We start from the raw sequence: 12202 nt of genomic DNA on the forward strand, positions 1-12202 counted from the left end.
GCCGACGGTCCCGGTTGATGCCCCTGAACTGCTGCCCGGCGGCTACATCCTCCCGGTCGCCGCGGGATCGCCGGGCAGCAGCGTCCCTGGTTCGGCCGGGGCGACTTCCACGGCCTCGGTCTTCGGGCTGCGGCGCTGCCGCCGGGCCACCCAGGTGGCGAACCAGGAGAGCAGCATGCACAGCCCGATGTAGATCGGCGAGATCACCATCACCACGGGGATGAACGGCAGGTCGTAGTCGAGGTTGGACGCGATGAGCTTGCCCGCGTGCAGGAATTCCTCATAGGTGATCAGATAGCCGAGCGAGGTGTCCTTCAGGGCCACCACCAACTGGCTGATGATGGCGGGCAGCATCGCCCGCACCGCCTGGGGCACCAGGACATAGGTCATGACCTGGGTCTTGCGCAGGCCCAGTGCGTATGCTGCCTCGCGCTGTCCCCGGTCCACGGAGTGGACACCCGCGCGGAAGACCTCCGCGAGGACCGAACCGTTGTAGAGGGTGAGCCCGGCGACCAGCGCGGGCAGCGGCTGGACCTTCAGCGCCACAAAGATGAAGAAGATCATCACCAGTACCGGCATGGCCCGGAAGAACTCCACGAGCAGGGTGGAGACCCAGCGCACGGGGGCGTGGTCGGAGAGCCGGCCGCAGGCGAGGAGACCGCCGAGCAGCAGCGAGAGCACCGAGGCGTAGGCGAATGCCTTGAGGGTGTTGCCGAGTCCCCTCAGCAGCAGTTCCTGAATCCCCTTGTACTCGAAGGGGGTCCACTTGGCGGCGGTGAACTGCCCCGTTTCGAAGAGCAGATGGACGATCCAGCCGAGCAGCGCCAGGATGGCCAGCGTCGCGACGGCCCCGTAGAGGCGGTGACGTCTGCGGGTGCGGGGCCCGGGGATGTCGTAGAGGGCGGTGGAATCGGTCATCGTGCGACCCCATAGCGCTTCTCCAGCACGTTGAACAGCGCACTGATGGTGAGGGTGATGATCAGATAGCCGACGGCGATCCAGACGAAGGTCCAGACGATGTTGTAGCCCAGCTCACTGAGGGTCTTGTAGGTGCTGAGCAGTTCGGTGACGCTGAACGCCCCAGCGATCGCGGAGTTCTTGGCGAGCGCGATGAGCGTGGAGCCGACCGGGGGGATGACGGTGCGGAACGCCTGGGGCAGGATCACGACGGTCAGCGTCTGGCCGAAGGACATCCCGAGGCTGCGGGCCGCCTCCCCCTGGCCGCGGGGGACGGTGTTGATCCCGGACCGCAGGGCCTCGCAGATGAACGCGGAGGTGTAGCAGCCGAGCGCGAGCACCGCGAAGACCGTGAACGGGAGCACCAGTCCGAAGCGCGGCAGCCCCAGCAGAACGGCGAAGAAGAGCAGCGTGAGCGGGGTGTTCCGGAGCACCGTCACCCACACGGTGCCGATGGCGCGCAGCGCGCCGACGGGGGCGACCCGGAAGCCCGCCATCAGGAAGCCGAGGGCGAGGGCGAGCAACGAGGAGAAGAAGGTCAGCTCGACGGTGCCGAGGAAGCCCTCGGCGTAGGTGGAGAAGTTGTCGGTCAGTACGTCCATGCGTCACCTCAGCCCGCCGGGTAGCGGTCGATCGGGGGCGGCTGCGGCGCCGGGACTCCGGACAGTCCGAGGGTGGCGTCGTAGGCCTTCTTCCAGTTGCCGTTCTTCTCGTTCTCGGCGAGGGCGTCGTCGATGGCGAAGCGCAGGGCGTTGTCGGAGCGGGGGACGCCGATGCCGTAGGGCTCCTGCGAGAAGGGCTTGCCGACGACCTTGAGTTCGTCGGGCGCCTTGGCTGCGTAGCCGGTGAGGATGGCGTCGTCGGTGGTGACGGCGTCGACCTGGTAGGTCAGCAGGTTGTCGACACAGATGGAGTAGGTGTCGTAGGAGACCAGGACGGCCTGGGGGTAGTCCTGCTTGATCCGCTGGTAGGGCGTGGAGCCGGTGGCCGAGCAGACCCGTTTCCCGGCGAGGTCCTCGGGTCCCTTGATGTCCGTCTCGTCCTTGCGGACGAGCAGGTCCTGGCCCGCCATGTAGTAGGGCCCGGCGAAGCCGACGAGCTTCTTGCGGTTGTCGTTGATGGTGTAGGTGCCGACGTAGTAGTCGATCTGGCCGTTCTGGAGGGCGGTCTCCCGGTTGGCGGAGGCGATGGTGACGAAGGAGATCCGGGCGGGGTCCAGCCCCAGGGAGGCGGAGACCATCCGGGCGATCTCGATGTCGAAGCCGGAGTAGAGGCCGGTCGCGGGGTCCTTCTCGCCGAGGTAGGGCTGGTCCTCCTTGGCCCCGACGACGAAGTGGCCGCGGGCCTCGGCCTTGCGCCAGGTCGGGGAGGAGTCCAGCCGGAAGGAGGTGTTCACCGGGTAGTGCGGCAGCGCCTCGGGCCGGGGGCCCTTGACCGGTGGGCTGCCCTCCTTGCCGCAGGCGGCGGCCGTGAGCAGAAGGAGGAGCGCCGCCAGGGCGCGTCGGGTACGTGCCATCGATGCGCCCCCGGTCAGTGCTTGAGGATCTTGGAGAGGAAGTCCCGGGCCCGGTCGCTCTCCGGGTGGGTGAAGAAGTCCTCCGGGGAGCGGTCCTCGACGATCCTGCCGTCGGCCATGAAGACCACCCGGTTGGCCGCGGAGCGGGCGAAGCCCATCTCATGGGTGACGACGACCATCGTCATCCCGTCCCGGGCGAGCTGCTGCATGACCTCCAGCACCTCGTTGATCATCTCCGGGTCGAGTGCCGAGGTGGGCTCGTCGAAGAGCATGACCTTGGGGTCCATGGCCAGCGCGCGGGCGATGGCCACGCGCTGCTGCTGGCCGCCGGAGAGCTGGGCCGGGTACTTGTCGGCGTGGGCCGCGAGCCCGACCCGTTCCAGGAGTTCGCGGGAGCGGCGGTCCGCGTCCTCCTTCTTGCGGCGTCTGACCTTGATGGGGGCGAGGGAGACATTGGCCAGGACGGTGCGGTGGGCGAAGAGGTTGAAGGACTGGAAGACCATGCCCACCTCGGCGCGGAGCGAGGCCAGGCCCTTGCCCTCCTCGGGGAGGGGCTGCCCGTCGATGGTGATGGTGCCCGATTCGACGGTCTCCAGCCGGTTCATCGTCCGGCAGAGGGTCGACTTGCCCGAGCCGGACGGGCCGATGACCACCACCACCTCCCCGCGCCCGACGGCGAGATCGATGCCCTGGAGGACATGCAACTGCCCGTAGTGCTTGTTGACGTCCCGCAGTTCGATCAACGGATCGACGACGGCCATACGCTGCCCTGCCCCACTGATTGTTTGCCGGGTCAGCGCAAACTATCCAGCCGGGTCGGGGAGTTCGCGCCCGACACGCACGATGAGGACATAAGCCGTATTTACCGCTGAGGTGATCGCACCGCGGGGCGTCAGCCCTCGGCGGCCTCCGCATAGACCTGGGCGAGCTGCGGCGCCCCGGAGACGGCCCAGTCGAGCCCGGCCTCCACCACCCCGATCTCCCGGCCGGAGGCGAGCCGCACCACGGGGTGGCCGCCCGGCCAGATGTGCCAGCGCGCGCCCGGGACGGTACGGACGATGACCGTGCCGAGATAGAGCCCGGCGTCGTTGCCCACCCAGGGAAGCTCCTCCGGGTCGTCCCGCCAGCGCGGCGGGAGCTGGTCCAGGGCCGCGAGGGAGGCCGGGGAGTCGTCCAGCGCCAGTCCCAGCCCCTCCGCCCGGACCCGCAGCAGCTCGCACTCCGACAGCAGCTCGGCGATGCCCGCCGCGCGCTCCGTCTCGCCCTCGCCGGGGTCGCCGCGCTCCCCCCGCGTCCGTCCCTCGCCCTGCTTCTTGAGCCAGCCGTCCAAGAAAGGGATGTTCATACCACTCAGCGTCGCATCCCGCGCGCCGCACGCACCACAGGCGCGCGCGGCACGGCCGGGCCCGGCGGACGCGCTCCGCGCGACCCGGCGGGACGACGGGTCAGACGTCCAGGTCGACCACGACGGGGGCGTGGTCGGACGCCCCCTTGCCCTTGCGCTCCTCCCGGTCGACATAGCTGTCCTTGACGGCGCCCGCGAACGGGCCGTTGCCGTAGACGAGATCGATGCGCATGCCGCGGTTCTTGGGGAAGCAGAGCTGGCGGTAGTCCCAGTAGGTGAAGGGGTGGTCGTACTTGAGCGGGCGGGGCACCACATCGCTGAGCCCGGTCTCCCGCAGGGCCGCCAGCGCCGCCCGCTCCGGCTCCGTGACATGGGTGCTGCCCTCGAAGGCGGCGCGGTCCCAGACGTCCTCGTCGGCCGGGGCGATGTTGTAGTCGCCGAGCACGGCGAAGGGGCGGGGGCCCGCCGCGTCGGCGGCCACGGCCTCCTTCAGCGCGGCCAGCCACTCCAGCTTGTAGGCGTAGTGGTCATGGGTGACCTCCCGGCCGTTGGGCACATAGACCGACCACAGCCGCACCGGGCCGCAGGTCGCGGAGATCGCCCGCGGCTCCTGCGCCCCGTCGTACGCGGGGCCGCCGGGCAGGCCCTTGACCACCTCGTCCAGACCCACCCGGGAGACCAGCGCCACCCCGTTCCACCGGCCGTCGGCGTGGATGGCGGACTCGTAGCCGATCTCCCGCAGCTCCTCGGCGGGGAACTGCTCCTCGGCGCACTTGGTCTCCTGTATGCACAGGACATCCGTGCCGCTGCTCTCCAGCCAGGCGAGCAGCCGGGGCAGCCGGGCGGTGACCGAGTTGACGTTCCAGGTGGCGATACGCATGGACGAAAGCCTACTGCCGGGGTACGACATCACAGATCCAGGCGCTCCCCGGGGGCGAGCCGGGTGTGCTCCGCGCCGCCGAGATTGCCGATGTGGGTGTCGTAGATCGGCCGGGCGAGCTCCGTCAGCAGGGCGTCGTGGATGTCGACGGCCCGCCGGGGCCGCACCTCGCGGACGTAGTCGATCACTTCGGAGATCTTGTTCCAGGGGGCGTGGACGGGGAGCATCAGCACATCGACGGGGGCCCCGGGCACGGTGAGGGCGTCCCCGGGGTGGAAGACCGAGCCGTCCACCAGGAAGCCGACATTGGTGATCCGGGGCAGATCCGGGTGGATCACCGCGTGCAGCTCGCCGTGGACCTGGACCTCGAACCCGGCGGCGGTGAACGTGTCCCCGTGGCCCACGGTCCGCACCCGTCCCGGGAAGGCCGCCGAGATCGCCCCGGCGACACTCCCGAGGGTCCACACCTCGGCCCCGGCCGCGAGGGCCGCGCGCACCCGTCCCTCGTCGAAGTGGTCGGGGTGCTCGTGCGTGATCAGGACGGCGTCCGCCCCGGCCGCGGCGTCCGGCTCACCGAACGCCCCGGGGTCGATGACGAGGGTCGCCCCGTCCTTCTCCAGCCGGACACAGGAGTGGGTCTTCTTGGTGAGCCTCATGCCCCCATCCTGCTACGCGCTGGGCGCGGTCTCCTCCCGGATGACCTCGGCCGCCACCGCGAAGGCGGCGTCCGCGGCGGGGAGGCCGCAGTACACGGCGGTGTGCAGCAGGATCTCGCGGATCTCGTCGGGGGTGAGCCCGTTGCGCAGCGCGGCCCGGACATGGACGGCGAGCTGTTCCCGGTGGCCGCCCGCGATCAGGGCGGTGAGGGTGATCGCGCTGCGGGTGCGCCGGTCCAGGCCCTCCCGGGACCAGATCTCGCCCCAGGCCCAGCGGGTGAGGAGGTCCTGGAAGTCGGCCGTGAAGCCGTCGGCTCCGGCGGTGGCCGCGTCGACATGGGCGTCGCCCAGCACCTCCCGGCGGATCTTCATCCCCGGCTCATGGGTGTCGGCGCGCCCCTCGGCCTTCGGCTGCCGGTCCGCGGGGGCCAGCTCGGCGACGGGGGTGACGGGCGCGGAGACGGGCGGCACGGGCGGCGCCGGGATCGTGGTCAGGGTGTCCTGGGCGACTCCGGCGAAATGGCCGACCAGCAGATCGGTGACGGCGGCGGGCTGCTCGACCGGCGCGAGATGGGAGGCCCCGGGCACCAGCGCGAGCCGGGCGTCCGGTATCCCGGCGACCAGGGTACGGGCCTCGGCGGGGCCGGTGACCTGGTCCTCCGAGCCCACCAGGACCAGGGTGGGGACCCCGATCCGGCCGAGTTCGGACCGGGCGTCGAACGCGGCGAGCGCCTCGCAGGCGGCGATGTAGCAGCCGGGGTCGGTGGTGCGCACCATCGTCACCGCCCACTCCACGATCGCGGGCTGGGCGGCGGCGAAGGTCCGGGTGAACCAGCTCTCGGGGGCGGTGCGGGCCATCGGGTCGAGGCCGTTGCTCCGGACGACCACCCCGCGGCGGCGGAACTCGTCGGCGGTGCCGAACCGGGGCGACGCGGCGACCAGGGCCAGCGAGGCGACGCGCTGTGGACGGCGCAGCGCGAGGTCGATGCCCATGGCGCCCGCTATCGAGCAGCCCGCGTAGCCGAAGCGCTGGATGCCCAGCTCGTCGAGGGTGGCCAGCAGCCGGTCGGAGAGTTCACCGACGGATGAGGCGGGGCGGGCGGGGGCGCCGCCGTGTCCTGGCAGGTCGAAGCGGATGACCCGCCACTCCCGGGCCAGCTCGGCGATCTGCCGGTCCCACATGTGCCAGGTGGTGCCGAGGGAGGGGCCGAGGACGAGTACCGGCGCGTCGTCGGGGCCGTCGATCCGGTACTGGAGCGTCGTGGGGGGCGTCGGCGTCTCGGTGGGGGGCGTCTGCGTCTCACTCACCCGCTCCACGGTAGTGACTCCCGGGTGCGGAGGCGGCGCTGCCCCCTCCGCTCACACCTTCAGGTGTTCTCAGGGCGTGGCGGTGGAGACGACATACACCGTGGGCCGGGCGGAATCGCTCAGGTCCACGACGAAGTCCCGGTCGGGCCGGGGCTTCGTCCCGTCGTGACGGGTGCCCCACCAGTCACGGTCCGTGTCGAAGTCCCAGCCCACGGTGTCCGCGTCGCGCTCGCCGATGGTGATGTCGCCCTCGCGCAGGGTCGCGCGGGGGGCGCCGACCTCGTCGAGGAAGCGGTCGAGTCCGGCGGAGGTGGTGGTGAACTGCACATACAGCCGACTGGTCCGCCAGTTGCTGGTCTCGAAGTACGCGACCTGGGTGGATTTCATCGGGATGGGCACCTCGAAGATCCGCCGCTTCATCTGGGAGGGCCAGCTCTCGCGCAGCCCGCTGGAGGAGGACTCGGCGGCCTTGTCCCGGCCGCTCTCGCGGCTCTGCTGGGCGGAGATGACCAGATATCCGGCGGGGATGCCGATGAGCAGCACGATGACGACCGCCGTCAGCCAGCGGCGGAGGATCATCTGCCGACGTCCCTCGGGGGGACGGAAGCTCTCGTCCGGGGAGGCGGGCTGGCGGGGCACGGTCATGGCGCGGGGGTTCCTGGGGAGATGATGCGGAGGTTCCTGGGGGCGTCGGGTACGGGCAGTGAAGTCTACGGGTCCCGGTCACCGGGGGAGGAATCCGGCGGAGGGGACAGGACGGGGCAGGTCCGAGCCGGTCCCGGGCCGGACATCCGGGGCGATCCGGGAGGGGTCCATCGGCCGGCCGTCCGGATTCGGCACAGGACCCCCACACCGCGGCAGCGGACCGCCACACCGTCCACGCGAGATCCGTACATCATCCACGCGAAGCCCGTCCCACGCCCGACCGGCCGTACGCGGGCCGTCCGGCACCCGTCCGGGACCGTGTGCGGCCCGCCCGGAGCCCGGAGCCCGTCCGGAGCCCGTCCGGCGCGTCGGGATCCGGCCGGTCCCCGATCCGTCCGGCGCGGCTACGACTCCTGGGGCGGACGGACCGACGTCGAGTTGCGCAGGGCCTGCGCGTACCGCTCGTACCGCTCATGGCGCTCGACCCGGCGGCGGTTGGCGCGGCGGAAGCGGCGGGCGACCAGCCGGGCGAGGTCGGCGGCGCCGACCATGCCCGCCTCCGGGCCCAGCTCGGCACGGGTGATCTTCGCCTCGGGGCGGTAGCCGCGGCCGGTGAGATGGCGGCGGAAGGCGTCCCGCGCGGGCCCGATCAGAAGGTCGTCGGCGGCGCTGACCCCGCCGCCGATGACGAAGCAGGAGGGGTCGAGCGCGGCGGCGAGGTTGGCGATGCCGATACCGAGCCACTGTCCGATGTCCTGGAACAGCTCCACGCACATCGGGTCGCCCTCGCGGGCCAGCTCGGTGATCAGCGGTCCGGTGATGTCCGGGACACTGCCGCCGACGCGGTCGATGAGGGTGTGGGCGACCGGCGAGTCCGCGGCGGCCAGCTCCCGCGCCTCACGGACCAGGGCGTTGCCGGAGCTGTACTGCTCCCAGCAGCCCCGGTTGCCGCAGGGGCAGCGATGGCCGCCGGGGACGACCTGCATATGGCCGAACTCCCCGGCCACGCCGAACTTGCCCCGCTTGACCCGGCCGTCCTCCAGGATGGCGCCGCCGATGCCGGTCCCCAGCGTGATCATCACCAGATGGTCCTCGCCCCGGCCCGCGCCGAAGCGCCACTCCGCCCAGGCGGCGGTGTTGGCGTCGTTGTCGACGAGGACCGGGACGGCGAGCCGGGCGGAGAGCGCGTCCCGCAGGGGCTCGTTGCGCCAGGCCAGATGGGGGGCGAAGAGCACCTTCGAGCGGTCGGCGTCGACCCAGCCGGCCGCGCCGATGCCGACGGCGTGCACATCGTGCCGGTCGGACAGGTCGAGCACCAGCTCACAGATGGTGTCCTCGACCACCTTGGGGCTCTTGGACTTGTCGGGGGTCTCGGTGCGGACCTTCTCCAGGATGACCCCGTCGGCGTCGACGACGCCCGCCATCACCTTGGTGCCGCCGATGTCGATGCCCACCGTGGGGACCCGGGGCGCGGTGAGGTGGGAGCGCCGCTCACGGGTGCCGGAGGTCCGCAGGACGGTGCCGCGCGCGGCGGTGCGGTGGGTGAAGTCGCGGTAGCCGCTCACCGGGCGTGCTCCCCGGCGTCGGAGGTGCGGGGGGCGGGTGCTGTTCGCACAGGTCGCGTCGTCCCTGGTGTCGTCGGGGCCGGGGGCCGTGCGGCGGACTCGTCCGCACGGGGGTCGGCGGCGGGCGGCGCCCGCCGCCGACGATTCTGCCACCCCCGCCGCTGGTGGGCGTGGGCGGCGGGGTCTCCCGGCGCCCGCCCGGCGGGGTCCCCGGCCGGGGCCCGGCGGCCGGTCACGGCCCTGGCCGGGACATCGGCGGGGCTGCTTCCGGCCGTCGGCGGAGGGCTACTCCCCGGCCGTCGGCGGGGTGGCCCGCTCCAGCTCGTGGCGGAGATCGTCCAGCTCGCTGCCGCCCGCCATCTGGCGGGTCAGCTCGTCGAGGGAGACCGCGTCCTTGGCGTGGCTCGCGGTCATGCTGCCCCGCTTGAGCAGGACGAAGCGGTCGCCGACGAGGTAGGCGTGGTGCGGGTTGTGGGTGATCAGCACCACCCCGAGACCCGCGTCCCGGGCGGCGGCGACGTACTTCAGCACCACGCCGGACTGCTTGACGCCGAGCGCCGCGGTGGGCTCGTCGAGGACGAGCACCTTGGCGCCGAAGTGGACGGCGCGGGCGATGGCCACGCACTGGCGCTCACCGCCGGAGAGCGTGCCGATCGGCTGGTCGACGTCGCGCAGGTCGATGCCCATGCGCAGCAGCGCCGTGCGGGTGGTCTCGCGCATCGTCTGCACATCGAGGCGCTTGAAGGGGCCCTTGCCCTTCACCGGCTCGGAGCCGAGGAAGAAGTTCCGCCACACCGGCATCAGCGGAACGACCGCGAGGTCCTGGTAGACGGTGGCGATACCCCGGTCCAGGGCCTCCCGGGGGCTGGCGAGCCGGGTCTCCTCCCCCTCGATGGAGAAGGTGCCCGCGTCGTGCCGGTGCAGCCCCGCGATGATCTTGATCAGGGTGGACTTGCCCGCGCCGTTGTCCCCGAGGACACAGGTGATCTCCCCGGCGTGGACGACCAGCGAGACCCCCTCCAGGGCCCGGATGTTCCCGTAGTACTTGCTGACGTCGTCCAGCTCGACCAGAGCGGTACCCGTCGTCATCGTGTCGTCGCCTCCGCCCTCTTTCGGACCCATGCGTTCAGCAGGGTGGCCAGCAGCAGCATCGCGCCGAGGAAGAACTTGAACCAGTCCGGGTTCCACTCCGCGTAGACGATGCCCTTGCTCGTCATGCCGAAGATGAACGCGCCCACCGCCGAGCCGATCGCGGAGCCGTAGCCGCCGGTGATCAGACAGCCGCCGATGACGGCCGCGATGATGTAGATCAGCTCATTGCCGACGCCCTCGCCGGACTGGACCACGTCGAAGGAGAAGAGCAGGTGCTGCCCGGAGATCCAGGCGGCGAACGCCACGCCCGTATAGAGGAGGATCTTGGTGCGGGCGACCGGGACACCGACCGCGCGCGCGGCGTCCGCCCCGCCGCCGACGGCGTAGATCCAGTTGCCGAAGCGGGTCCGCAGCAGAATCCAGGTGGCGAGCGCGACCAGGCCGATCCACCACAGGATGGTGACCTTGACGGTGACCTCGCCGAGGGTGAACTCGGAGGCGAAGAGCGCCTTCGCCGAGGAGAAGCCCTCCATGTCGGCGGTGGACTTGGTGGAGACCGTGCCGCTGATCAGCTTGGTGAAGCCGAGGTTGAGACCGGTCAGCATCAGGAAGGTGCCGAGCGTGATGATGAAGCTCGGCAGCTCGGTCCGGGTGAGCAGAACGCCGTTGAAGACGCCGATCGCCAGGGTGACCAGCAGCGAGACCAGGACGCCGACCCAGACGTTCGCCGTCATCTGGTAGCTGACCATCGAGGAGACCAGGGCGGAGCTGGTGACCAGGACCCCCGCCGAGAGGTCGAACTCGCCGCCGATCATCAGCAGGGCGACGGGCACCGCCATGATCCCGATGGTGGAGGACGCGTAGAGCACCGTGGAGAAGCTGCTCGCCTGGAGGAAGGAGTCCGCGACGAGGGCGAAGAAGAGGAAGACGGCGGCGGCGCCGACCACGGACCCCAGCTCGGGCCGGCCCAGCAGCTTGCGGAGGAACGAGGTGTGCAGCAGCCGTTCGTCGGCGGCCGGGGCCTGGCCGGTCCCGGCCGGTGGTGCGCCGGCGGTCATCGGGTCCCCCGCTTGGTGTAGTCCTCCAGGGCCCCGGCGTCCGCCTGGGTGATGATCTGCGGACCGGTCAGCACGGGCAGACCGCCGCCGAGGACATCGGCGTTGTAGCGGTAGAGCCAGAGCAGGTCGACGGCCTCGTACCCCTGGAGATAGGGCTGCTGGTCGACGGCGAAGCCCAGGGTGCCGTCCTTGACGGCGGCGGCGACCTTGGCGTTGAGGTCGAAGGTCACGACCTCGGCCTTGCTGCCCGCGGACCGCTTGGCCTTGACGGCGGTGTCGGCGAAGGGGGCGCCGAGGGTGACGACGGCGTCGATGGAGCGGTCCGTCTGGAGCTTGGCCTCGATGGACGCCTGGACGTCGGGCATGTTGGTGCCCTCGACATACAGGTTCTCCACCTCGCCGTCGAAGGTCTTCTTCACTCCGGCGCAGCGCTGCTCATGGCCGACATTGCCCTGCTCGTGCAGGACGCAGACGGCCTTCTTCCGGTCGCGCTGGTTCAGCTCGTCGCCGACGGCCTCGCCCGCGACGGTCTCGTTCTGGCCGATGTGGGTGAGCGCGCCGAACGCCTTGGACTCCTCGGAGCCGGAGTTCACCGTGATCACGGGGATACCGGCGGCCACGGCCTTCTTGACGACGTCCTTCATCGCGTCGGGCTTGGCGAGGGTGACGATCAGGCCGTCGACCTTCTTGTCGATCGCGGTCTGGACGAGCTGGGCCTGCTGCTGTCCCTCGTCGCTCTTGGAGTAGAGGAAGTTGATGTTGTCCTTGGCGGCGGCCTCCTCGGCGCCGCGCTGGACGATGTCCCAGAAGGTGTCGCCGTCGCCCGAGTGGGTGACCATCGAGAAGGTCCAGCGGGGGGTGGAGACGGCCGCCTTCCCGGCCGCGGCCTGGGCCTTGCGGGCGTCCTCGGCGCGCTTGCCGCCCGTACTGCTGCATCCCGCCAGGGAGGCTACGAGCACCGCCGCCAGCACCGCGCCGAGTGCGCGTACCCCTGTCCTTGCCCTTGCCACGACGCCGTGCCCTTCTTGCCGTACTGTCTGCCGGTCCGACCCGGGGGGCCCGTTGTGTCGTACCCCAACCGCCCAAGTATGGGTCACGCCAGGTCGGAGGGTGGGCATCGGGTGCGTCCGACGGCTTCCGGACAGGGGGTCCGGGTACCCCGGGAGGGTGTCGGGAACGG

General features: G+C 71.2%; 13 protein-coding genes. All 13 read right to left on the reverse strand.

From position 1 onward, the window contains the following. Window positions 1-42 precede the first annotated feature (42 nt). Window positions 43-918, reverse strand: a complete 876-nt coding sequence (locus tag CRV15_RS03420) for an amino acid ABC transporter permease (protein WP_003954491.1) — start codon at window positions 916-918, stop codon at window positions 43-45. After that, a complete protein-coding gene (locus tag CRV15_RS03425; RefSeq protein ID WP_003954490.1) occupies window positions 915-1559 on the reverse strand; it encodes an amino acid ABC transporter permease in 645 nt (214 codons plus the stop codon). The genes CRV15_RS03420 and CRV15_RS03425 overlap by 4 nt, the downstream gene beginning before the upstream one ends. An 8-nt stretch (window positions 1560-1567) precedes the next feature. Next, entirely contained in the window at window positions 1568-2473 is a 906-nt protein-coding gene (locus CRV15_RS03430) for a glutamate ABC transporter substrate-binding protein (RefSeq protein ID WP_003954489.1), read from the reverse strand. Window positions 2474-2487: 14 nt separating this feature from the next. Then, window positions 2488-3234: an amino acid ABC transporter ATP-binding protein gene (locus tag CRV15_RS03435; RefSeq protein WP_003954488.1), complete on the reverse strand. Its 747-nt coding sequence runs from the start codon at window positions 3232-3234 to the stop codon at window positions 2488-2490. Window positions 3235-3365: 131 nt separating this feature from the next. Continuing rightward, window positions 3366-3818, reverse strand: coding sequence for a DUF6278 family protein (locus CRV15_RS03440; protein ID WP_003962328.1), 453 nt, complete (start codon window positions 3816-3818; stop codon window positions 3366-3368). Window positions 3819-3918: 100 nt separating this feature from the next. Beyond that, window positions 3919-4698, reverse strand: a complete 780-nt coding sequence (locus CRV15_RS03445) for an exodeoxyribonuclease III (RefSeq protein ID WP_003954486.1) — start codon at window positions 4696-4698, stop codon at window positions 3919-3921. A gap of 29 nt (window positions 4699-4727) precedes the next feature. Next, window positions 4728-5354 (reverse strand): MBL fold metallo-hydrolase, encoded by a 627-nt coding sequence (locus CRV15_RS03450; protein WP_003954485.1) that lies wholly within the window; start codon window positions 5352-5354, stop codon window positions 4728-4730. Window positions 5355-5366: 12 nt separating this feature from the next. Next, window positions 5367-6671 (reverse strand): bifunctional 3-oxoadipate enol-lactonase/4-carboxymuconolactone decarboxylase PcaDC, encoded by a 1305-nt coding sequence (gene pcaDC, locus CRV15_RS03455; RefSeq protein ID WP_003962326.1) that lies wholly within the window; start codon window positions 6669-6671, stop codon window positions 5367-5369. Window positions 6672-6731: 60 nt separating this feature from the next. Next, window positions 6732-7307: a hypothetical protein gene (locus CRV15_RS03460; RefSeq protein ID WP_003954483.1), complete on the reverse strand. Its 576-nt coding sequence runs from the start codon at window positions 7305-7307 to the stop codon at window positions 6732-6734. Window positions 7308-7711: 404 nt separating this feature from the next. After that, entirely contained in the window at window positions 7712-8872 is a 1161-nt protein-coding gene (locus CRV15_RS03465; RefSeq protein WP_003954482.1) for an ROK family glucokinase, read from the reverse strand. Between the two features lie 285 nt (window positions 8873-9157). Beyond that, entirely contained in the window at window positions 9158-9961 is an 804-nt protein-coding gene (locus tag CRV15_RS03470; protein WP_003954481.1) for an ATP-binding cassette domain-containing protein, read from the reverse strand. After that, window positions 9958-11022 carry an ABC transporter permease gene (locus CRV15_RS03475; protein ID WP_003954480.1) on the reverse strand — a complete coding sequence of 355 codons (1065 nt, stop codon included), beginning with the start codon at window positions 11020-11022 and terminating at the stop codon, window positions 9958-9960. The genes CRV15_RS03470 and CRV15_RS03475 overlap by 4 nt, the downstream gene beginning before the upstream one ends. Beyond that, window positions 11019-12032, reverse strand: coding sequence for a sugar ABC transporter substrate-binding protein (locus CRV15_RS03480; RefSeq protein ID WP_003954479.1), 1014 nt, complete (start codon window positions 12030-12032; stop codon window positions 11019-11021). Before CRV15_RS03480 ends, CRV15_RS03475 begins: the two co-directional genes overlap by 4 nt. Window positions 12033-12202: the final 170 nt, after the last annotated feature.

The organism is Streptomyces clavuligerus, from assembly GCF_005519465.1.
In the GTDB taxonomy this organism is placed as follows: Bacteria; Actinomycetota; Actinomycetes; order Streptomycetales; family Streptomycetaceae; genus Streptomyces; species Streptomyces clavuligerus.